This is a genomic window from Variovorax glucosi (genome assembly GCF_051216695.1).
GTDB lineage: Bacteria > Pseudomonadota > Gammaproteobacteria > Burkholderiales > Burkholderiaceae_C > Variovorax.
Genome location: NZ_JBPJZE010000005.1, coordinates 12,324 through 31,454, shown reverse-complemented (window position 1 = coordinate 31,454; position 19,131 = coordinate 12,324). Strand labels below are relative to the sequence as shown.

The window sequence follows — 19,131 nt, the reverse complement described above, 5'->3', positions numbered from 1 at the left end:
AGATCATGCGCGCGCGCAGGGCAGGTCTGTCCAGCGTGTTGTGTAGTCGGGCGTCTTCAGGTCCTGCTTCATCACCCAGGTGCGCGCCTCGCACGCCGTCCCAGCGCTCGCCAGCGTCAGTGCCCCTCGCCCGTAACGTTCGTTGATCGCATCCATCGCACCCATCAAGCGGCTGCGGTCCTCACACCCATCGTCCAGGTCGAGTTCGCGCTGCTCGACCGCCGAGTTCTGCAGATCCAGCAGCATCACGCCTGCTTTCGCATACCGGAAGCCCGGTCGGTAGATTGCGCGCAGACCGCGCACCGCGCTCGACGCAACCATGCCGCTGTCGGCCGTCGGCCGCCGCAGCGGCACCGTGACCGATCGCGAGTACTGCGGATCGTCCGTCCGGAATGCGCTTGTGTGAATGAACACCAGCACCTGACCCGCGTGCCCGTTCTGCCGGCGCAACTTCTCGCATGCGCGCGAGGCGAACTCGGTGACCGACTCGACCAGGTCTGCAAGCTCTGTGATCGGCGTGCCGAAGCTGCGCGTGCACGCGATTTCCTTCTTGGCCGGTGGCGTGTCCTCGAACGCGATGCACGCCTGGCCCTGCATCTCGCGCACCGTGCGCTCGAGCGTGACCGACCAGCGCCGGCGCGCGACGACCGGGTCCATGCGCGCGACATCCAGCGCAGTCTTCAAACCCTCCGCTCGGAGCTGCTCAGCGATGCGCCGGCCAATGCCCCATATCTCGCCGAGATCTGTCGCCTCCAGCACGGCGTCCAGGTCGGATGCGGGCAGGGCGGCCAGATTGCACACGCGTGCCAGCTGGATGGGATAGCTGCCCGGCTTGCGATCCGCGCTCTTGGCGACGTGATTCGCCAGCTTGGCAAGCGTCTTCGTCTGACCGATGCCGACGCCCACTGGCACGCCGATCCACTGCAGGATGCGCTCGCGCACGGCGTGCGACCGCGCAACCAGATCGCCGCGCATGCCCGCAAGTCCAATGAACGACTCGTCGATGCTGTAGATCTCCTGGTCGGGCCCGAGGCCGGCGGCAATCGACATCATCCGGTTGCTCATGTCGCCGTACAGGCAGAAATTCGCGGAGAGCGCGACCAAGCCGGCGTCGGGGTACTTTTTCTGGATTTGGAATCCATGGCTCGCCCATCGTGATGCCGAGGGCCTTCGCTTCGTTGGATCGTGCGATTGCACAGCCGTCGTTGTTGCTCAGCACGATCACCGGTCGCCCTTGCAGGCTTGGGCGGAACACGCGCTCGCAACTCACATAGAAGTTGTTTCCGTCGACGAGCGCGTACATGGGCCGCTCACTGCCGGAAGCGTTTGATGGTCGCGGTCACCACGCCCACGACGATGAGCTGCTGACCCTCCCGAAAGGTGATCACCGGATACGTTGGATTGGCCGGCACCAGCTTCACGCGGTCAGCGCGCTTGTGGAGGTACTTGACCGTGAACTCTCCATCGACCTGTGCGACGACGATGTCCTTGTGCGCGGGTGTGAGCGCACGGTTCACCACCAGCACATCGCCGTCGAATATTCCGGCCTCGATCATCGACTGCCCGGTCACGCGCCACATAAAAGTGGCCGCCGGGTGCGTGATGAGCAATTCGTTCAGGTCGTGGCGCTTGACTGCGAAGTCGTCCGCGGGTGATGGGAACCCAGCCGACAGGAGACTTTGCACGATCGGAATCAGCACGCGGGGCAGCGGCCCCGAAGGCTGCGTGATAACGACGAAAGTACTGGTCATGCGTACAGTATAGTTTTGGCATGAACTGTCCCGTCAACGCATTTCGAGTCTGGTCTCCGGTGAACGGGCGATGAGAAGAAAAAATTCACATAGTCGCAACTCCAGCGGCGCGCTCGCTTCGATTCGACGAACTGGCGTTGGCCTGCTGCTGGGATTGGTCGCTGCGATCCAGATTCCTGGCTGCAGCATCAAGCCGTACATGCCATCGACTACGGCGACCCGGCCCGGCAGCCCTTCGCCACAGAGCAGCGCGGTACTAAGCGGCTCATTCGCGCAGTGCATGCAGTATTTCCCTGGCAACGTGCCAGCCGTTGCCTGGCCGGGTCGTCAGCGTGCGCTGTGCTTCGATGGCTTCGCAGTGTTGCATTCCGGCGAGAGCAAGACGCCGGTGTACGCGGTCGAGCGGCTCACGCGTTCCAGCGTGGAGGCGGCGAAGGGCATCCAGCGCACGGATCGCTTCTATCCGGAGGCGCGACTGCCTGCCGCCGATCGCGCGCAACTCGGGGACTACGTCGGCAGCGGCTACGACCGCGGGCACATGGCGCCGGCGGGTGACATGCCCAACAGCGCAGCGAAGGCGCAATCCTTCTCGCTCGCGAACATGGTCCCGCAGGCTCCGGAACTTAACCAGCGTGCTTGGAACCAGATCGAGCAGGCGACGCGAAAGTACGCGGCGCGCGCGCCGGGTGACGTCTTCGTCTTCACAGGCCCGTCGTTCGACCAGCGGCCCTCGAGCATCGGCTCGGGCCGCGTCTGGGTGCCGAGTCACACGTGGAAAGTCATCTACAGCAGCGGGGAAGGGCGCACCTGGGCGTACTGGATGACCAACACCGCCGGTCAGCACAGCCTGAAACCGATCAGTTACGCGGAGTTTGAGCGGCTCTCAGGACTGGCGCTCGTCCGGCCCGCGTCGCAGTGAGGCGGCTGGAGACGTAGGCGCTCGCCGGTAGCGCAGTGTTTCGTAGCGAGTCACACTGTTCCGATGACAGATTACCTCCGCACGATTTCCGTATCGGTCGATGAAACAGATCCCGGCAGCTTTTTCTGGGTGCTGATGGAAAGCACCGAAGACGCGACGATCTTCGACGATCTTGCGTCTGCAAAGGTGCCGGAGCCCACATGGGAAGCAGCACTCGACGCTGGTGTGGCCGCGCTGAAGGCGCTCGCGAAAGATCGGACGATTGGACCGCGCAGTGACGTCGAAGACGAAGGCGCGGATCCAGTGGGCTGACGCATGTGCAACCGCTATGAAACTCCGACCCAGACGGAAGTGCAACGCTTCTGGCATGTTGGCCGCGAGAACCAGCCGAGGCTCTGGCCGCAGGCCGTCTTTCCACGTTCCCCTGGACCATTCATCCGCCGCGCACGTGACGTTGCGGGCTACGAGCGCGAGTTGGTTGTAGGGCAGTGGGGCCTGATCCCGTGGTTCGCGAAGGAGCCAAAGCTCAAGTTCCCGACGAACAATGCGCGCAGTGAAGAACTGGAGGCGAAAGCCAGCTACAAGGACCCATGGAAAAGGGGGCAACGTTGCATCATTCCAGCGTCGACGTTCGATGAACCGAATTGGGAGACAGGAAAGAACGTTTGGTGGCAGTTCAAGCGTGCAGACGGTGACCCGTGGGGCCTGGCCGGACTCTGGAACACCTGGATTGACAAGGCGACTGGCGAGATGCACGAGAGCTACACGATGCTTACGATCAACGCCGACGACCACCCGCTGATGCGCCGCATGCACAAGCCCGATCCGAAGGTGCCGGCCGACAAGCAGGACAAGCGCAGCGTCATCCCGCTTGAGGCATCAGATTTTGATCAGTGGTTGGAGGGTACGGTTGACCAAGCAAAGGTACTAACGAAGCCGGCACCGATGGAGGTCTTCAATGCGGAGCCACTGCAGCGTTGAACAGGCGTCCATGGTCTAAGCAACAACGTGGTATCCCACCTCGCGCACAACCTTATGCGTGGATTCACACTGGAGCTTTCAAATGACTGGAAACACGGCGACGGCGACGGATGTGAAAAGTGAGCTCTACGTTGATGCCTGAACTGCCTTACTAAGCGATGACCCGAGATGCGCCAGGCTTACTGTCATTTCCGCCCCTCCGACTCAGGATTGCCCATCGGGTTGCTGCCCTTGATCAGGCCATCGGACTACCTGCATGCGAATGCGCAAATCGATGCGGATTTTGCTCAGGCGTGACACGACACGCCGACTGTTGCCGCAGTCCGTTTTGAAGTCAATGATTGAAAACAACCAGCATCCATAGCGGTTGCACAGTCGCAGTTACGAACGCGATCAATGACACTTGAACCCGACCAACTAGTCACATCGCAACCTGCAGATTGCCAGCACGGTCAAATATTGCCGGATAAGAGATTGTTGACCGCACAGTATTGATCACTCCGAACGCACGCTTGCGTCTTTGTAACCCTTTTGAACTCGTGGCGATCACAAATCGATCAGTCGCCTCAAACTGCCAACACCAAAGACGGCTGCACTCTCGAAAAAGAAAAAAGAACACAATACGTTACTGCAAAATGCCAAATAAATCTTGCAATGAAGCGTACGACAACCAAATATCCACTGATTTAAACAACTTCACATAGGGCTCCTAAAACGTCAAAAACCAATGCTTCAGAGGCAGACTTACGCATATTTTGTATCGTCGCGAAAGCTTTTGATCCGATGCTAAAACAGTGAGTGATATCGCGATTTTTTTGACGTTTGGGTATCGAAACACCCAATACCACTTATGGTCAGAGTTGCGATAGACAACATACTACGTGGCTCATAACCCTGAAACGTTAACCGTCTTCGGAAAAGTTTGAGCATGTAACGATAGAAAAAAACAGGGACTTCATTGTTAGCATCATGACATCATCGTGTTGCCAGACCAGATTCTTGCCTTAGCAGTCTTAAATCGCTCTCGAACTCATCATGACTCAAGACAGTCCGATCTTGTCGGATCTGCCGGCGCACCGTTACGGCGTCCACGTTGAAAACGAGATGGACGCCCGTCGGCTACTCTATTTGGTGGCAAAAATTGGTGAAGAAAAAATTGTTGACAGTGCTTACAAATATAGTCAGAAATACCCCGACCGTCGCATTTTTGTTTCTCACTTATTGAAAAGACACGGCATCAAAGTCCCTGCGCAAGTCTTTGCTCAGGTGAATGTCCCGCTCTATCGGGTTTATCTGCTCGTGCACCCGGCCAGCTCTAAAGTAAAAATTGGCTACTCGGGCGATTGGTTGCGCCGTGCTGCCAATTTTAAATGTGATTTCGACCTTGATCAAAGCATTGGCATTGATTTTGGCAGCGACAAGGCAGGTGCCATCGCAGCCGAGAAGATGGCAAAGAGTTTTTTTTATTGGGCGGCCACGGAACCGCCTCTAGTCCCGTTTGGAGCCTCTGGGCATACCGAATGGTTTAGGGCCATTATTTTAGACGACGCGGAGATCGCAATATCTGCTTTTCAATCAAAGTACAAACGCAACCGACTTACGCTGAGAAAGGCCTTGGCACATGATCTTCACGGCGATCGCAAAATAAATATTCAATATGTTTCGCGACGAATTACAGCTAACAACTCGAACGATATAAGGAAATCTTGCGGCGAAATCGCCCCTAAGCCATTGATTTAGGATTTATTACAATAATTTTTTTAGTGATATTTCAGGGCTTGGATGGTGTTAGCACATCAACATGCGAGTGTCTATGTGGACTGTGATTTTGGTGAGTTGATGAAGATGGAAAACCTCAGCCAGGCAAGAAGCGACTTCGTGTCGTAGGTATGGAAGGGCACATCGTTGAGGTAGCGCGCATCAGGCTTTTGGAACTTCTTCTTGGATTCATGCAGGTAACCATTGCGGGCACGTGTCACTGCGCGTTCAAAAGCCCTTGTAACGGCATCCCAGCGGATGCTGAACACCGCTCAGTCGTCTGTGCCTTATTCGCTCGGCTCTTTTCCGTTCTCCTGGGCGTCGAATCCGTGGTCTTTCAAATTGGCTAAAACTTGGATTGCATGGGAAGACAAACGGTATATCGTGCGAACTGTCATTTTGGTTGAGGGTAGATGTTCCACCCGGCAATTCAAGTCGATGTGCTCATATGGCACCAATGAATAGAGAATTTATAGTCTGAAAAAGCCGTCGCTGCAAAGACTAGATTTTATACAATTTACCTTATGTTAAACGGAGTGCTTTGCTTGCAAAGTAGCTAATTGCAAACAGCGCTATCTTAACGCTGGACAAGGAAGGCATAATCATGATGGTTGTGAGGCATAAAAGACTATGGCCTGCAAGGTCGCAATCAGCGTGACCCTAATTGACGTGGGCAGTCGCGGCCTTCAAGATTGTTAGGAATACTAGTTCTTCATCCATTCTAAAAACGGTTAGCCGCTGACATAGGAATTCCTCAATAAGAGACTGCGGCAGAGTGTCCGCTGGTCTGGCAATTTCGCGCACGCAAAAGTACTGTCATTTGCTTAGCTGAAGTTCACCGAGCGCCGCATGCAGAAGTGCGGGGCAACTCCGGGCCCGCTGGTGCGCGGCAGCTCGAAGAAGCGCTCACCCTCCCCCATCGCAGCTCTCGGAAAACCGATTCAAAAACGCCGCGATCTCGCGGCCTAATGCGGCCGCAGAGGCTGCGGCCGCGGCGGCGCTTGTGTCTCGAGCGAGGCCAGCTTCTCTATCACCAGATCGATAAAGGTCGACAACGCGAACGGCAGATGACGCCGGCTCGGATAGAGCACGTTGAGGCCGGACCCGGTTCTGCGGTAGTCGGGTAGCACCTGCCCCAGCAGCTTCAGATCCGAGGACACGAACGTGTGCGGTAGCAAGACAATGCCCATTCCGGCCACCGTGGCCATGCGCAATGCTTGTGCAGTACTGCTGCTGAATCACGCAACCACCTAGACCTCCTCCTCGAAGCCGTTAAAACCGGTCAGCCGCTATGTGGCATGCCCGTAGAGATGCGCAAACCCGATGTAGTCGCAGTCCGCACACGAGTGCATGTGAGCGGCGTGCCCCAGCGACCGATGTACGCCGGGTTGGCGAACAGCATGTTGCGGCCCTCGCTTAGCACCTCGCGTCCGACATGGCCGAAATCCAGCAGCAGACCGCCGGGGAACTAGAAAGGGCTATTATTTAGTTTTACTATCCGGTTTTGATAGATGGGCTGCGATTTGAATGTTCCCGTGATAACTTGATCGCAACAGCTTTCACGTCTCTATTGCCCAAAATTCTTGCCTCGTGATAGGACTCGTATCTAAATCTTTAGAAAGGCTTAAAAAATGCCAAGGCAGTTTGTTGTTGTTACCCCGGACATGTCGCCCAGCATCATGGTAGTAAACATCAAGGGATTACTTAGCGATGCTCGCAATCTGCTCGAGATGGACATTGCTTTTGTAAGTGAAATTTTTGAAGGCCAACGATTGATTCGCTGGGTGGACAAGGCTGTGGATATCGATCAATCGATTTCGGAAGGGCAGTCTGATCTATTAGAAGAAACCTACTGTCAACGTGTAGTTGATGGTCGCCTGCCCCTTGCGATCCCTGATATCCATCTGCTTTCAGAAACAGAGAAGCTGGCTGACGCAAAAGCACTTGGAGTTCGTACGTATCTAGCCGCTCCCATCATCTTATCGGACGGCGAAATATTTGGAACTCTGTGCTGTATTAGCTATAAGCCACGTACTGCTTTGGGAAATCGACAAGTCGATGCTTTGAGTCTGATTGCCGAACGAGTCGCAATTGAGATTCAAAAAAATCTGTCAATTTTTCAGTAAATTTATGAAGCTGCGCTGAAATTTTTTAGTATATTTCAACAAATGTCTCAGCAATCTCAGGTCTAAGATTAAGCGTTAAAAAGTGCTTTAATTGTTGCCTCCGCTTGGCAAACTCTGCTTTCCAGAGGTGCGGCGGTATGTCTGGTGCCTTGGCTTACAACACTTCGCCAACTTACGAGTGGTCGCCGGATGGTTAAACGATATTCAGTGCGTGGTTTGCTGCCTCAGCATCGAACACATCCATAATGCGCACACTACCCACCGCTAGACCATAGCCGCTGTGCGCGCAGTCGTGCGTCGGCGCGGCGATCCCTGGCGGCCTGTGGGCCTGTCGATCAAGACCACGGGCACCGACCGACCTCCGTCGCAAGAATTTGTGGAGGGGGGTATCGACCGGTTTTCCGAGGCCGAGATGTTGGAGATCGACCAAGAGATCTTTCCCCTCTGATCGAAAGGCTGCACAAAGCATGCGGCTGCGGTCGCGCCAACTCGCCCTCCCGTAAGGTTTGGCAGCGATGGCAGCTGAGCAGTCGCAGGACGGAATCTGGTCACGGTCTGGTTCGACGACTGCACGGCCGACAAGCTCACGGCGGCCGGCATCATCTAGCTCAACGCGCGCATCGCCGCTGGTGGACGCTGTTACCGGACCCCGCCGGCCGTGGGCGAGGTCAAGGCACGTCGGATCGCCTAGCTCTGGCCACCTAAGTGCCAGCGGCACCGCGGCTCTGTGAGGCCGGTGTTCACGCTGGTCGCCGCACCCTCCCCCAGCCCTTGCCGCGGTTCCTGCTCTCTTTCGCGACTTTGCACCCGCTGTGCAGGACGGTAAGATCGCCTGTTTGATATGTCCAACGACGTAGACGCCGTCCAAGCCTGGATCTCTGCGCGCGCAAGCTCAACCGCCACCGCCACCGCCACCGCCAAGGCTTACTGTTATCAAGCGACGCGGATGATTCTGTTGCTGCTGCATGAGCGGCAACGTATGCTGACCTAGATGGATGCGGCGGACTGCACGGCGTTCATGACGTTCATGGCGTTCCTGCAGCGTATACCTGCCCACTGGATCTCGCCGGACCGCGCCCGTCCTACCCAGCCAGGCTGGGCACACTTCGGTGGCTGCTTTCGCACGCGCGTCACCGTCAGGCGGTGGTGATCGTCAACGCACTTTTCACGTGGCCGGAGGCCGCGCTGTACCTACCGTCGAATACGTGATAACCGGTGAACAAGGGGACCGGAGACGACCGCGACATGAAGATGCTCAACACCAAGGCACTTTCCGAGGCGGCCATGGCCGAGGTGCTGCGGTTCGTCGACGCGCAGCCGGTGACACCTTCAAGTGCCCTCATCCGCTTCATCCTTCGCTTCGTGGAGTCGGTGGGCCTTCGCTCTGCCGAGCTGCTTGGAGCTAAGCTCAGAGACCTTCGGCTCGAGCCCGAAGGCCGGGTAATTCAGATTCACGGCAACGGCGCCACGAACCCGCGTTGCGGCGCTCCCTGGGCAGGCGCTGGACGCGCTGCAGGCCTAGCTGCGCCACACGTGACCTGGGCAGTGTCCAGGACGCACTGCCTGCGGCGCCCTTCCTGGGCAGCACGATCGACACCATGACGCTATTGGGCTACCAGGCACTGTACGAGCGTGTGCGGGAGTGGATTCGCAAGGCCGTGGCGGCGTCAGAGCTGCCGATGCACGAGCGGGCCAGGCTGGCGGGAGCGACGACGCACTGACTGCGCGACACGTTCGAGACACGGGCGATCGCGCGAGGTGCTGCTGGACGTCATCCTGGCGCAGATGGGGCATTCGAGCATTCAGACGACGACGGCGATCTACGGGCGGGCACCGATGCGGCGGCGGGCGAGTGAGCTGGCAAGGCGTTATCTTGATGCTTCGCTCACCACACATCGCTAGGTTGCAGTTGCTTCTTTAATACGCACACCCTTGAAAGCCAAGCTGGGTGCGGTTTTGCCGAGTGTTCAATGCGGTTGTCCACAGTGTTATGCCTGTTCTCCGGGGACAACTAGGTCTTGTTTGAGGGGCAGGGTACAGATGCGGCTAATCCGAGGCGGTCCATAATCGTTGCCTGATTCGCACAAGCCGTAGCCGTAGGGCGTCGCATTTCCGTCGTTTCCAGATCCAGTCCATCATGGACTCGCTGGCCCTCAATTTATCGCGCACGCGAAAATGTCAGGTCGTCGCAAATCCTGTCGGTACGATGCATAAGTTTTGGCAGCCGTCATGGTTTGCGCTTTAAAAGGTCCTGTTGACGCGTTTGGCGGGTATCGTTAAGTACATTAATCAACACCGCTTTTATGGAAATTTTCGCGCATGCGAAAATGCGGATTTCCCATTGGCTGACGTTTGCCAAGTACCGCACTGCAAATGCGCTGATTGATGTTTTCAACGTAAGCTGCTTGCGACAGCTGAACAGGCGACCACGACTCGGCTTGCAAGAAGGACGTTGCAGACCATTTGTGGGATAGGTAGAATATGCGTAAATGTCATCTCGTCCACAACAATTACGGTTGTTAAACGCGGAACTGGCAGCGGCGCGAAAGCGACGTGAAAGATTCAGCTCAGCGAGGTGGCCCGTCAGGGTTGCTGATCTCCGCAAACGCAGACCCTCGCGACCATTCCTCAAAAGGGCTCCTCACGGAGCCCTTTTGCTTTTGGAGGTCAGCTGACCCACAGGCGCCCGAATACGCTCAGGATGCTTTCCACCCTGATGTAGTCAGGCGTGGGCATGTTGGGTAGTTCGGGGTACGCGCTTCCCACCTAAACCCGAATCCTTTTGTCGCTAGCTCCTGGCCGCCCTTTGCGAGCACGCGTGTATATGTAGAAGCGTACAGGATCGTTGTCGCCCTCTTGAACCAAATCAACCTGAAAAAAGTTGTTGTGTCTTGACCAGCTGACGTTACCGCCTTAAGTCAACAGGTCATCGATGCAAACCATGACCAGAGGCGACAGCATCTATCGTCGAACATCGAAGATCCGCTTGCGTACTTCCTCCATCACACACAGGTCTGCTGGAATCTGCTCCCCTACAGCTGGACCGCGCGAGTAGCAATGGTTGGAGAGATGGAACTGAATCAGCACAGCTTTGCTGTGCCCACCTTGCAGAGGGACTGTCACCCGTCGAGCACAGGGCGCCAAATGCGCGATTGAGTAAAGCTTCCCTCCAAATGTGAGTACTGGCGATAACGCAATCAAAGTGCGCACGCTACTCGCGCTCCGCCATTGCGGAGCGTTGAATTTCAACGTGCGGTGCGATTCGCGATCTCTCAGTGGACAGATTCACCAGTTTCGTGCTCGCGAGATCAAGCACTTGTCGTGAAGTTAACGTTCAGCTTGCCGTATCGCATTACTTCCATCTGCTTGGCCAGGATGAGATCCTCGCTCGCAACCCGGTCGATTCGCTCGCCTAGCAGTAGCCAACCTGGCCAGGCGCTATCTTTCACATACGGATATTTTGCCTGCCGCCTTCACAGTAGTCCGCCATTGCAGATCAGCTTGCCAACTGTTGGGTCTATAACGGTTTTGTGTCAGATGTTTCCGACGCTTATGTAGATCGAGCGATTACCTCGATAGACATATACGTTGTTGCACGCTAATTTTTTCTAAACGGCATGGAGGGTTCAGATGGATTTTTTCCTCTTTCAGGACAGTGATAGTCGCTGGTACTGGAAAATGCGGTCGGCCGATATGGATGTCGTAGCCAAGTGCGCATCTGGCTTTTCGAATGTTGAGCTGGCTCTCGATGCGATTCGTGCTGTACGCGAAGGTGCGGTGGACGCACCGATCTTGAATGTGCTTGGACATGAAGACCTGAGCATGAGCAGTCAGTTCGCTTGAATTCTCATTCGTCTGCAGTCTGCAGCGTTGTGAGATGTCAATCCCACGCCGAGGGAGTTTGACATGAGATACGTGCTCTATCGAGAGGTGGACCATTGGTATTGGGAGTTGTGGAATACTAGGAACCAGTGCCTGGCGCTATGCCCGTTTGGATACAGGACGCATGCCGATGCTGTTGCAGCGATTCAGGCGTTTCGCCTCTTGTGCGGCAAGCGGGTTTGAACGTTCCGGAGAGCGCTGCTGATTTTCCCTTCGCCGCCTCAACGCTGAATCGGGTCAAGCGTTCGACGGCGTACACCGGTGTCTTGTTCTCCCCCGAGTACAGGACGGCAAAACTGTCAAAGCACAGTGCCCGCTGGCGACTTGGCAAGGCAACAACCGGAACTTACCCGGGAAAGCGCTGTATGAATTGAGCGAGCGCGCTGCTGGTCGCATGATCGTCGCCGGGCACGGCAGCAATGCTTGGCCTTTGTGTCGACGCAGTGGGCGGCATCGTGTATGGCTTGAGGCTGCAACGTGGGATCTGGATCGCAGATACCAATCCAGCAGCAGGACGATGCCAATTCGGCGCACCGTCACGGAGGTTTGACCGGAATTCTGGCTTCGGTTTTGACCTTTGCTTCGACTTCGTGAAGTTTTCTGTCTCATTGCTCAATCACCGAACACCAACCTGTAAAAGCGTAAACACTGAAGTACACAACGCCACTATCCTGTATGTATGACCAGTAGTATCGCCCGCGTGCTATGGCAGATGGTATAGCTGTTGCAACGAGTGGTGATTGCGTTTGGCAGAGTCTGTACGTCGCGAAGTTCGCTTCGTTTCAAATGACTTTTGCAATCCAGCGTCATGAATGGCAACTTCAGCGTCGGATGCCTATCTGCGGTCGCAGAGGCAGAACGTCGTGTCCGGTATGCGCTGGTAGAGATTCTTACAAAGCCTTTTTTGGAGAGTCTTTATGTATGAAATCGACCTGAGCATTCTCGACCAGGATGGCGCTCCAACGCACACGCCAAGCAAGCTGCTTACTGCGGCCGCAGTGCGTGCTGGATCGATCCGGAACGGGGATCCGTTGGGTCAAAACCTGGTCGACTACGCATTGGATGTCGTCACGATCGCCGCCTGCATCGCCGACTGTTATCGGCATCCGGCATGCCCTGAGGACACTGTCGGAAATGAAATCCGGGCGCGGGTTGATTGATTCGCTTTTTCCAGCGGCGGTGATCCGCGTGCGGCGGTTCCTGACGCTGTTAGAGTACGATCATTGACCATCGGTCGGAGCGTTCGTCAAGTCGCCGATGAGCAGCAAGGCGCTTTGCAGAGACACAGGGGGCATGAGATACGCAGGTGGAGGTGAGGTTGCAGAAGACGAGTTGCACGCACAGTGCTCGCACTCGACACGCTGAAGGCTTGTCACCACAGAAGAATCAGAGTGCCGACCAACGAGCCGACAACAACCACCGTCACGATGACGAGATACCAAGGACTCTCTGGAAACACTTTCGTTGTGTCGTCGTCTAGCCTTGAGTTTTCGGTAAGAAGCTTATCGACCGTTGAAAGATTTGACAGCGGGGGTCCAAATTCGTCCTCCGCTTTGCTGGCGTCCGCGAGGAGTTTCAACAAGTCATCATCCAGATGGTATTCGGCGTCGAGCGTCGAATGCATGCGCTGCCTCATATGTAGCGACTGTACTTGTATCAACGGTTCAGCATGGTGCTTGTTTCGCTCTGTTTTTGGCGTGCATACGACCGTCCTGAGTCTTAACACCTTGCAGTACCTTGCTGGGCGCATGCTGCGTCAAGGGCGTGTCGGCTGGACGATGATGACCAAAAGTACAAGACGGTGCTGCGTACAGATGCTTTCCTGCGGTGATCAAGGCCAATTGGCCATTCGAGGAGTGACAATGAAAGCATGGGCCCTGGCACTGAATCGCCCCGGGATTTGTGGAGACCGGTTGGTTTGAGTCAGGCCGGTATGGCGAACTGATCGGCGAAATGCCGTTTAGTTTGCCTCAGCCACAGCAGGTGGGATGTACCCGATGGGCTCCAGCACACGGTGGTGGTTGAACCAAGACACCTAGTCGAGCGTCGCAAGTTCCAAGGATTCCTTGGTCTTCCAGGGCGCCCTGCGGTGGATTAATTTGGCCTTGTAGAGGCCATTGACGGTCTCGGCCAGGGCGTTGTCATAGCTGCCGACCGACGGTTCCACGCCGGCTTCGGCCAACCGCTCGCTGTAGCGGATGGAAACGTATTGCGAGCCGCGGTAGGAGTGAACGATGAGCTGCGATCGCGCTTTGGCTGGCGTGCATACCGAGCCTGCTCAAGAGCATCGAGCACGAAGTCCGTGCGCATCGAACTGCTAACGCGCCAGCCCGCGATGCGCCTGGCGAAGGCATCAATGATGAAGGCGACGTATTGCCACCGTTGCCACGTCGAGACGTACGTGAAGTCAGAGACCCACAATTGGTTCGATCGCTCGGCTCGGAACTGCCGGTTGACCCTGTCCAGCGGGCACGTCGCCTTGGCGTCATTGATCGTCGTGCGAACAACCTTGCCGCACATCACACCGCGCCACCCGAGCCGGCGCATTAACCGCTTGACGGTGCATCGCGCCACGACCGTGCCTTCACGAGCCAACTGGCGCCAGACCTGGTTGGCGCAGTAGACGTGCATGTTGGCTTGCAAAATGCGCTGTATCGCCGGCATGATGGCATCGTCGCGGTGTGCTTTGGCGCAGCATCTGAGCGGCTCACGTACCGGCGCCGCCTGCCGCCAACAACCTGACGGGGCGATCTGAAGCGCCTTGCAAATCGGCTCGACCCCGTAGGCATGACGATCCTCGTCGATGAAATTCTTCAGGCCTTGAGTCGGCGGTGGAGCTCCGACTGGGCGAAAAACGCGCTGGCCACCTTAGGTATCTCGTTGGCTCCGCGCAGTTCCTTGTTCTCGCGCTCCAACTCCTTCATCTGCTGGACTCGCTGGTCGTCACGCCTTCGCGCACACCGCTGTCGACCTCCACGCACCTGACCCATTCATGCAGCATTTGCGGCACACATCCAATCTTCGGCGCGATCTACTCTATGGCCGCCCACAACGACGAGTACTCCCCACGGTGCTCTTGCACCATCCTCACGGCACTCCCACGGACCTCGGGTACGAACTTGTTCCACTTCTTCATGGCTGAATCCTCTCAGAGTGTTGACCCTCCTTAAAAATCCTGGGCGATTCACTTGGGTGTAGCGGACACACATCGAGCTTTTTTAAATGCATCGGCATCGCGCTGTTTTTTTTAAACCTAGTTCGTTGTTACTCACAAGAGTCTTAGAAAGCCAGCTGAACGGAACGAATCAAAATTCCCGCCAGAGAAGGGCGGCGCATGGACTGGTCCAACATGCTGGATATCCCCATTGCCGCGACCGGCAGCGCCGCGGCTGCGATAGCGAATAGATCTGTGGCGTGTGACGACTGGAAAACGGCTTTCATGAAATCAATAATCGTGTCGGAATAGGCTTCGCAGTGGCGGGCACAACGCCCTGTGCACGAAAGCGTATCGACGTGTCGTTGCTACCTCCAGGGCTTGTTGCCGTGTAAGTGTTAACCCTGCCGGCGTAACCTACCCAACTCGAGATCCATAACCAGCTTTGGATTTGAAAAGTGACAACCGAGCAGCAGGTATCGGCCACAAGCAGTCAGATGGAGCGGCATGCAACCCAGACTTGCATGTCAAACGCGTTCAAGTCCACTCCACAATGGGCTCATGAGAATGATGGTTTGGGCCTAAATTTTCGTCACTTCGATGCGGTCAAGTCTCCTGATAAGGCCAAGGGCGACATGCAAGCTCAGTCTGTTCTTGACCGATCTTGATCATCTAAAAGTTTGACCAATGTAGGAAGGTCAACCGGTTTGCTCAGCAAATGGTCAAATGGCCCATTCCGCCGAAGGTTTTCAAGCTTGACGAGATTGCCGGACAGCGCTACCAACAACAGCGGCGGCACATCCGGCCAGCACTTGCGTAGTTCCCGTGCGGCATTTGCACCACCCATGCCGACCATCTCAAGATCGAAAACTGCTGCGCTGGGCCTTCTTTCCTTGGCCAGCTTGACCGCATCTTCTCCGCTGTAAGCCACCCGGATCGCTGCCTGCGGAAAATAGAGCGCCAACAACTCAGACATCATGTCGGCTATACAGGGTTCGTCGTCGAGTAGCAATAGTTCAAAAGGCTGTGTCATTTTTCTTTTATCCCTTTGAAAATGCAAAGAGTCGGTCGTTATCCACTTCAGGTTAAAACACAGTATGCAGATTGCCGAATTCCTAGAAACTGCGAAAGACGACATCCTGGCTGAGTCGATCGCATACGCCAGAACGATCCTGAGATTAAAGGACGAAGACGAAGCAACACTCAAAGACCATCTGCCGTCGGTCCTTGCTGCGATCTCGAAAGACTTACGCACAGCGCAAAGTAGGATGGAGTCGATTGACAAGTCACATGGCCTCTCATCGGCCATGGGAACGAGTGAATCGGCTGCAGAGATTCATGGCGTCATGCGCGCACGCAGCGGTCTCAAAATCGAACAGGTCTTTGCCGAATATCGATCCCTGCGTTCTTGTGTTCTCCGCCTCTGGGCAGACCACGCGCGTCATGGGCCGGATGCCGTGCGCGACGTGGGTCGTTTCAACGAAGCGATCGACCAAGCGCTGGCCGAATCGGTGCGTACCTATGCGGGCGAGGTAGAACGCTGGCAACAGATCTTCCTGGGGGTCCTCGGGCACGACCTGCGCGGCCCATTAAATGCTATTGCACTGACTGCCGAACTGATCGCGGCCAAGGCGCCGGTCGAACTAGGCCTGCCCACTGCGACGCTGTCAAAAAGCACCCGGCGGATGGCATCGCTGATGGACTCGCTTCTGCAATACAACGTAGCCGGCCTGACCAGTGGGATGCAAATCGAGCGCCTGCCGATCGACCTCGAAATTACGTGCATTGAAGAGCTGGAGATGCAGCGCGCTGCGTTACCCAACGCCAGAATCGAGGTGGTATCTCAGGGAAACAACCGAGGCGATTTCGACGGTTCTAGAGTGCGTGAAGCACTGGGCAACCTCGTGACAAATGCGGTGAAACATGGGGTTCGGGCGGAGCGCGTGATCGTCAGGATTGAGGGCGACGACGCAGAGGTACGCATAAGCGTGGAAAACGCCACGGCGCACGACATCACGTCCAACGAGATGGAGCAGCTTTTCGAACCACTCCGGCGCGGGGCCGCCAAGGGTCCTGAGTCGGACCGTTCGAACCTCGGCCTGGGTCTGTTCATCGTCAAACAGATCGCGAAAGTGCACGGCGGCGACGTGCATGGATCGTGTATCTCCCATCGAGTGAAATTTACGATGACACTGCCTAAGGTAGCGCCAACGAAACTCTGCGATTGAAGAGAACGGTTTCACTGAGCTAGGGTGCAGTGCACACACGTCGACCCATTGCGTCGATTCGCTAGTGTGTGGCGATACGGTCAACTGACAGGGTGTCCACGCAATCGCATAAATGTGGATCTCACAGCGTGTATCAAGCCTTGATCGAGCTGAGCAGGGTCTGTACTCGCTGTCCAAATGCAGAAAGCTCGAAAGGCTTCGTCAGTACTTGCATGCCTGGCGGAAGATGGCCATGGCTCAGCGCGGCGTTTTCGGCGTAACCGGTCACGAACAAAATTCGAAGTTCATGTATCAGCAGCCGGGCCGCATCGGCGACTTGCCTACCGTTCATGCCGCCCGGCAAGCCAACATCAGTGACCAGCAACTTCACAAAGCGGTTTGCCTGCAGGATCTTGATTGCAGCAGGGCCGTCCTCCGCTTCAAGGACGCGATATCCCAATCCGCTCAAGACTTCGGCCATCAGTGTGCGCACGGAGGCCTCGTCGTCGACAACCAATACGGTTTCCCCGCCATCCGTTATGACCATCGACGGCGCTTGATTCACAAGGCTCTCCGCTTCGTCAAGTTCGCCATGGTGACGTGGCAGGTACATGCAGACGTTGGTGCCCGATCCCTCTTCAGAGTAGATCCGCGCGTGACCACCTGACTGGCGAGCAAATCCGTAGACCATCGAAAGGCCCAAGCCTGTGCCCAAGCCGATCGGCTTTGTGGTGAAAAACGGATCGAAGGCTCGTGCGATCACGTCGGCGGGCATGCCGGTGCCGTTGTCGCTCACAGAGACGGATATGTACTGGCCGGGGACCAGTTGCAGCGCGCTGGCCGTGTGTCTGTCCAAAGACCGGTTTGCTGTCTCCACAACCAGACGTCCGCCATCGGGCATGGCGTCTCGCGCATTGATGCACAGATTCAAGATGGCGTTTTCCAACTGACTCGGATCGACGCTTACCGGCCAGATGTCGATACCGGTCACTGCTTCGAATGAGATTTCTGGACCAAGGGTTCGTCGGATCAGCACTTCAAATTCGGTGATCAGACGGTTGACGCTGATGACCTTGGGCTCCAGCGTTTGTTGACGGGAGAAGGCAAGCAACCGGTGCGTCAGTGCCGCAGCACGCTTCGTTGCCGTCTGCCCGATGTCGACATACCGGCCGATCGTGACGTCGTCCTGGACCTTGCGTTTGAGCAGTTCAAGACTTCCGGAGATGGCGCCCAGCAGATTGTTGAAATCGTGCGCCAAACCACCTGTCAATTGGCCCACAGCCTCCATCTTCTGCGACTGGCGCAGCGTGGCCTCACTCTTCATCAGTTCGGCTGTGCGCTCCTGAACCTGACGTTCCAGTGAAGCGGCCAGATCACGCAGGTCTTGTTCTGCGCGTCGCCGTTCGACGGCTTGCCGGGTGCGATGCGCAACCTCTCGAACCAGATCCAGTTCCTCTGTTGTCCAGGGCCGTGCCGTTGCGTGATTCAGATACAACAGCGCGACAAAGTCGCCGTCTTCGCTGACCGGCATGTTGATCGCCGACTGCGCACTGATGGCGATCAAGGTGTCCGCGTAATCGCAGGTACGAGGGTCAATACGCGCATCGGCAAAGACGACCGTTTCTCCTCGCTTGAGGTTGTCGATGTAGCTGCCGTGCTCCCGAAACTTCAAGGTTCCTGCAAGAGTCGTTATGCCGGGAGCGTTCCAGTCGCGTTCGATCGTGATAGTTTCCGCTTTCTTGTCGATGGTGCCATAGCCTGCACGGCTCACATCGAGGACACGTCCCAGGGCCTCCATCGCACGATATGCAATCTCGTTGGGATCATCGTGTGCACCGTAGACGTCCCGATCAAGCGTTTGTAAAAGTTCGGCGCGACGGCGGCCCATCATCTCGTTCGTAATGTCTTGGGACACACCTGCCAGTTGCAGTGGCTGTCCTTCGGCAGAGCGCTCGCGGCGTGCCTGAATTCGGACCCAGGCGAGCTGACCGTCCGGCCGTACGATGCGGTCTCGATTCGGTAGTCAACTCCCGTCTCAATGGTCTGTGCGACCGCACTGCGCATTTGCTCCTGATCATCGGGATGCACTGCTTCGAGCAGCTCCTGATATGAAAAAGGAGCAGTGGCGCTTCGGCCGAAGTTCAACTTGCAGTGCTGAGAGGCATAAAGTGCCCGCGTAGCCAAATCGAGGTGCCAGATGCCAAGGTCCGCTGCAGCGGTCGCAGCAAGCAGACGTGCTTCACCCATTTCGACAGCACGCACTCGATCTGCCAACTCCGCAATCAGCGCAGCGTTGGCATCCTCAAGTCCACTCAGGCGCTCTCGTTCGAGCGTGACATCAACTTGGCTAGCG

14 protein-coding genes, 3 pseudogenes and 1 other annotated feature are annotated in these 19,131 nt (G+C 56.5%); of the genes and pseudogenes, 8 read left to right on the top strand and 9 right to left on the bottom strand.

From position 1 onward, the window contains the following. Nucleotides 1–3: 3 nt before the first annotated feature. Nucleotides 4–1,303: pseudogene (locus ACSFA3_RS20955) on the bottom strand (Y-family DNA polymerase). 7 nt (nucleotides 1,304–1,310) lie between these two features. Continuing rightward, nucleotides 1,311–1,751 (bottom strand): LexA family protein, encoded by a 441-nt coding sequence (locus ACSFA3_RS20950; RefSeq protein ID WP_435507433.1) that lies wholly within the window; start codon nucleotides 1,749–1,751, stop codon nucleotides 1,311–1,313. 199 nt (nucleotides 1,752–1,950) lie between these two features. Between ACSFA3_RS20950 and ACSFA3_RS20945 the strand changes: the two genes are divergently transcribed. The 4 genes from ACSFA3_RS20945 to ACSFA3_RS20930 all read left to right on the top strand — a co-directional run bounded on the left by ACSFA3_RS20945 (nucleotide 1,951) and on the right by ACSFA3_RS20930 (nucleotide 5,391). Further along, nucleotides 1,951–2,670: a DNA/RNA non-specific endonuclease gene (locus tag ACSFA3_RS20945; protein WP_435507432.1), complete on the top strand. Its 720-nt coding sequence runs from the start codon at nucleotides 1,951–1,953 to the stop codon at nucleotides 2,668–2,670. A gap of 63 nt (nucleotides 2,671–2,733) precedes the next feature. Continuing rightward, a complete protein-coding gene (locus ACSFA3_RS20940) occupies nucleotides 2,734–2,982 on the top strand; it encodes a hypothetical protein (protein WP_435507431.1) in 249 nt (82 codons plus the stop codon). A gap of 3 nt (nucleotides 2,983–2,985) precedes the next feature. After that, the gene (locus tag ACSFA3_RS20935) at nucleotides 2,986–3,651 is read left to right on the top strand and encodes an SOS response-associated peptidase (protein WP_435507430.1); all 666 of its coding nucleotides are present in this window, start codon (nucleotides 2,986–2,988) and stop codon (nucleotides 3,649–3,651) included. A gap of 1,035 nt (nucleotides 3,652–4,686) precedes the next feature. Further along, complete coding sequence (locus tag ACSFA3_RS20930) at nucleotides 4,687–5,391, top strand: hypothetical protein (RefSeq protein ID WP_435507429.1); 705 nt, start codon at nucleotides 4,687–4,689, stop codon at nucleotides 5,389–5,391. Between the two features lie 71 nt (nucleotides 5,392–5,462). Here ACSFA3_RS20930 and ACSFA3_RS20925 read toward each other — a convergent pair whose 3' ends face one another. Further along, entirely contained in the window at nucleotides 5,463–5,678 is a 216-nt protein-coding gene (locus tag ACSFA3_RS20925) for a hypothetical protein (RefSeq protein ID WP_435507428.1), read from the bottom strand. A 696-nt stretch (nucleotides 5,679–6,374) separates the two neighbouring features. After that, nucleotides 6,375–6,632 (bottom strand): annotated as a pseudogene (locus ACSFA3_RS20920) (LysR substrate-binding domain-containing protein); the annotation flags it as partial. Nucleotides 6,633–7,040: 408 nt separating this feature from the next. Between ACSFA3_RS20920 and ACSFA3_RS20915 the strand changes: the two are divergent. Beyond that, on the top strand, nucleotides 7,041–7,535 hold the full coding sequence (locus ACSFA3_RS20915) for a GAF domain-containing protein (protein ID WP_435507427.1): 495 nt from the start codon (nucleotides 7,041–7,043) through the stop codon (nucleotides 7,533–7,535). A gap of 1,136 nt (nucleotides 7,536–8,671) precedes the next feature. Here the strand turns inward: ACSFA3_RS20915 and ACSFA3_RS20910 are convergent. Then, entirely contained in the window at nucleotides 8,672–8,878 is a 207-nt protein-coding gene (locus tag ACSFA3_RS20910) for a hypothetical protein (protein WP_435507426.1), read from the bottom strand. A 2,287-nt stretch (nucleotides 8,879–11,165) separates the two neighbouring features. Here ACSFA3_RS20910 and ACSFA3_RS20905 point away from each other — a divergent pair. Together ACSFA3_RS20905 and ACSFA3_RS20900 are read left to right on the top strand one after the other, a co-directional pair. Continuing rightward, a complete protein-coding gene (locus tag ACSFA3_RS20905; RefSeq protein WP_435507425.1) occupies nucleotides 11,166–11,378 on the top strand; it encodes a DUF1508 domain-containing protein in 213 nt (70 codons plus the stop codon). Nucleotides 11,379–12,334: 956 nt separating this feature from the next. Beyond that, nucleotides 12,335–12,577, top strand: a complete 243-nt coding sequence (locus tag ACSFA3_RS20900; RefSeq protein ID WP_435507424.1) for a hypothetical protein — start codon at nucleotides 12,335–12,337, stop codon at nucleotides 12,575–12,577. Nucleotides 12,578–12,789: 212 nt separating this feature from the next. Here the strand turns inward: ACSFA3_RS20900 and ACSFA3_RS20895 are convergent, their stop codons facing one another. The 3 genes and pseudogenes from ACSFA3_RS20895 to ACSFA3_RS20885 form a co-directional block, all read right to left on the bottom strand. Next, nucleotides 12,790–13,041: a hypothetical protein gene (locus ACSFA3_RS20895; protein ID WP_435507423.1), complete on the bottom strand. Its 252-nt coding sequence runs from the start codon at nucleotides 13,039–13,041 to the stop codon at nucleotides 12,790–12,792. Between the two features lie 336 nt (nucleotides 13,042–13,377). Continuing rightward, nucleotides 13,378–14,418: pseudogene (locus ACSFA3_RS20890) on the bottom strand (IS3 family transposase). Further along, nucleotides 14,160–14,276: a sequence feature (AL1L pseudoknot), on the bottom strand. (Overlaps the previous pseudogene by 117 nt.) A gap of 796 nt (nucleotides 14,419–15,214) precedes the next feature. Then, nucleotides 15,215–15,604, bottom strand: a complete 390-nt coding sequence (locus tag ACSFA3_RS20885) for a response regulator (RefSeq protein WP_435507422.1) — start codon at nucleotides 15,602–15,604, stop codon at nucleotides 15,215–15,217. Between the two features lie 64 nt (nucleotides 15,605–15,668). On the opposite strand from ACSFA3_RS20885, the gene ACSFA3_RS20880 reads away from it, so the two are divergent. After that, a complete protein-coding gene (locus ACSFA3_RS20880; protein ID WP_435507421.1) occupies nucleotides 15,669–16,799 on the top strand; it encodes a sensor histidine kinase in 1,131 nt (376 codons plus the stop codon). Nucleotides 16,800–16,932: 133 nt separating this feature from the next. Here the strand turns inward: ACSFA3_RS20880 and ACSFA3_RS20875 are convergent, their stop codons facing one another. Beyond that, nucleotides 16,933–18,666: an ATP-binding protein gene (locus ACSFA3_RS20875; RefSeq protein WP_435507420.1), complete on the bottom strand. Its 1,734-nt coding sequence runs from the start codon at nucleotides 18,664–18,666 to the stop codon at nucleotides 16,933–16,935. Nucleotides 18,667–19,131: the final 465 nt, after the last annotated feature.

What these genes read in the sequence shown, in the direction of transcription:
- ACSFA3_RS20950 (WP_435507433.1), bottom strand. Translation starts at nt 1,751, where the DNA reads ATGACCAGTACTTTCGTCGTTATCACGCAGCCTTCGGGGCCGCTGCCC.
- ACSFA3_RS20945 (WP_435507432.1), top strand. Translation starts at nt 1,951, where the DNA reads ATGCCATCGACTACGGCGACCCGGCCCGGCAGCCCTTCGCCACAGAGC.
- ACSFA3_RS20940 (WP_435507431.1), top strand. Translation starts at nt 2,734, where the DNA reads ATGACAGATTACCTCCGCACGATTTCCGTATCGGTCGATGAAACAGAT.
- ACSFA3_RS20935 (WP_435507430.1), top strand. Translation starts at nt 2,986, where the DNA reads ATGTGCAACCGCTATGAAACTCCGACCCAGACGGAAGTGCAACGCTTC.
- ACSFA3_RS20930 (WP_435507429.1), top strand. Translation starts at nt 4,687, where the DNA reads ATGACTCAAGACAGTCCGATCTTGTCGGATCTGCCGGCGCACCGTTAC.
- ACSFA3_RS20915 (WP_435507427.1), top strand. Translation starts at nt 7,041, where the DNA reads ATGCCAAGGCAGTTTGTTGTTGTTACCCCGGACATGTCGCCCAGCATC.
- ACSFA3_RS20910 (WP_435507426.1), bottom strand. Translation starts at nt 8,878, where the DNA reads ATGAGGGCACTTGAAGGTGTCACCGGCTGCGCGTCGACGAACCGCAGC.
- ACSFA3_RS20905 (WP_435507425.1), top strand. Translation starts at nt 11,166, where the DNA reads ATGGATTTTTTCCTCTTTCAGGACAGTGATAGTCGCTGGTACTGGAAA.
- ACSFA3_RS20900 (WP_435507424.1), top strand. Translation starts at nt 12,335, where the DNA reads ATGTATGAAATCGACCTGAGCATTCTCGACCAGGATGGCGCTCCAACG.
- ACSFA3_RS20895 (WP_435507423.1), bottom strand. Translation starts at nt 13,041, where the DNA reads ATGCATTCGACGCTCGACGCCGAATACCATCTGGATGATGACTTGTTG.
- ACSFA3_RS20885 (WP_435507422.1), bottom strand. Translation starts at nt 15,604, where the DNA reads ATGACACAGCCTTTTGAACTATTGCTACTCGACGACGAACCCTGTATA.
- ACSFA3_RS20880 (WP_435507421.1), top strand. Translation starts at nt 15,669, where the DNA reads ATGCAGATTGCCGAATTCCTAGAAACTGCGAAAGACGACATCCTGGCT.
- ACSFA3_RS20875 (WP_435507420.1), bottom strand. Translation starts at nt 18,666, where the DNA reads ATGGGCCGCCGTCGCGCCGAACTTTTACAAACGCTTGATCGGGACGTC.